Annotated in this window: 2 protein-coding genes; one reads left to right on the top strand and one right to left on the bottom strand. The window is 42.0% G+C overall.

What is annotated here, in order from left to right; genetic code table 11:
- Window positions 1-152 precede the first annotated feature (152 nt).
- Complete coding sequence (locus tag BJP37_RS20275) at window positions 153-1,058, top strand: aspartoacylase (protein WP_075901460.1); 906 nt, start codon at window positions 153-155, stop codon at window positions 1,056-1,058.
- Window positions 1,059-1,219: 161 nt separating this feature from the next.
- Here the strand turns inward: BJP37_RS20275 and BJP37_RS20270 are convergent, their stop codons facing one another.
- The gene (locus tag BJP37_RS20270) at window positions 1,220-1,855 is read right to left on the bottom strand and encodes a Uma2 family endonuclease (protein WP_198954322.1); all 636 of its coding nucleotides are present in this window, start codon (window positions 1,853-1,855) and stop codon (window positions 1,220-1,222) included.
- Window positions 1,856-1,914 lie beyond the last annotated feature (59 nt).

The raw sequence follows: 1,914 nt of genomic DNA, 5'->3' as shown, positions 1-1,914 counted from the left end.
TCGGGAGTCGGGAGTCGGGAGTCGGGGTAAGACAATTGAATGTACCATCTCCCCATCTCCCCATCTCCCCATCTCCCCATCTCCCCATCTCCCCATCTCCCCACATTCCCTATTCCCTATTCCCTTAAATTAGATCGATCTACCAACCACCCATGAGTAATTCTGAAGCAAACAACCGTAAAACTATTAACAAAGTCGCCATTGTAGGAGGAACCCACGGTAATGAATTTACTGGTGTATACCTAGTCAAAAAATTTGATAAGTTTCCAGAATTAATTACTAGACCTAGTTTTGAAACCTTGACAAGAATAGGTAATCCCCAAGCCTTTAAAGCCGCCAGGAGATATATTGATACCGACTTAAACCGCTGCTTTGCTAAAAGTGACCTGGAAAATCCTGAGCTTTCTTTCCTAGAACAAACCCGAGCCAAAGAGATGGCTAAAACCCTAGGACCAAAAGGCAATTCCCAGGTAGATTTTATTCTAGATTTGCACAGTACCAGTGCTAATATGGGGTTTACTATCATTCTCGTCAACAACGACCCCTTTAATTGGCAACTTGCTGCTTATCTGAGTTCCCTTGACCCCTTAGTTAGAGTTTTAAGTTCCATTGAACCAGGTAAAGAAAATACCTTTCTAAACTCTCTATGTAACTTCGGCTGTTCTATTGAAGTCGGTCCCATTGCACCAGCTAGTCTCAAGGGCGCTATTTTTCATAAAACTGAATCCTTAATTCACGCCACGTTAGATTATATTGAAGACTATAATAACGGTAAACTATTATCAAACACTTATCCTCTAACCATTTATCACTATTTCAAAGTAGTTGACTATCCCAGAAACAAAGCTGGTGAACTAGAAGGTATGATTCATCCTCATCTCCAGGGCAGAGATTATCAAGAACTTAATCCTGGTGACCCCATGTTTCTTACCTTCGATGGCACCACAATTTACTATGAAGAACAAGCCACGGTTTGGCCAGTATTTATTAATGAAGTTGCCTACTATGAAAAAGGAGTAGCTATGTGTTTGACTAAAAAAGAGATAGTTAGTGTTTAGGGAATCGGGAACAGGGAACAGGGAACAGGGAAAGGAGATGGGGAGATGGGGAGATGGGGAGATAGGGAGATAGGGAGATGATAGCGTTTTGCCTGTAGCTTAAGTAGATTCCCGACTCCCGACTCCCGATTCCCGATTCCCGATTCCCGATTCCCGATTCCCTACTCCTGACTCTGTAATCCCTGCTGCAATATTTCTAAAACTTTCGCTAAATTTCCGGCTAATAATGCAGCTTTATCTAACCATAATCCTGGGAAAATTTCTGAACAAAGTATGCCCTCAGGATTGGGTTCCAGTTTAGTATATTCCCCTTCCCTTAACCGAAACCAATCAAATTCACCATCATCAACTCGCCATACCAAATACTCTTGTACCCCATTACGGCGATAAACGTTTAATTTTTTGTGTAAATCAATAGAAACACTGCTAGCCGCAATTTCAACGATTAACTCCGGCGCACCTTCCACATAGCCATCCTGACTAATTGTAGATTGTCCTCCTACTTTTAGTCTAAGCAGTGCATCGGGTTGAGCTTCATTCTCAAGATCAAGCCTAACAGTACAATTATTTCCTAATTGCAGATTAGGAGTATAGGTTTGGTAGAAGCCCAACCACAACATAATATGAGCATGGGGTTCACCATGTTTTGTAATTCTTACAGGAGATGCCATGTAAACAATTCTTTCAATTAATTCGGCTTTCTTCAAATCAGCCATAGCGGAATAACGACGCTCAAATTCAGCAAGGGTTAGTTGATCCCCATTTTCTAAAGGAGGAATAGTCGGGTTCCGAGTAATTGTGCTGGGGGGGCGACGAAATAAGCTAAAACCCAGACTCTATAAGCGACCTAGCCCTT

Origin of the sequence: Moorena bouillonii PNG (genome assembly GCF_001942495.1) — a bacterium.
GTDB lineage: Bacteria > Cyanobacteriota > Cyanobacteriia > Cyanobacteriales > Coleofasciculaceae > Moorena > Moorena bouillonii.
This window is presented reverse-complemented; position numbering and strand designations above follow the sequence as displayed.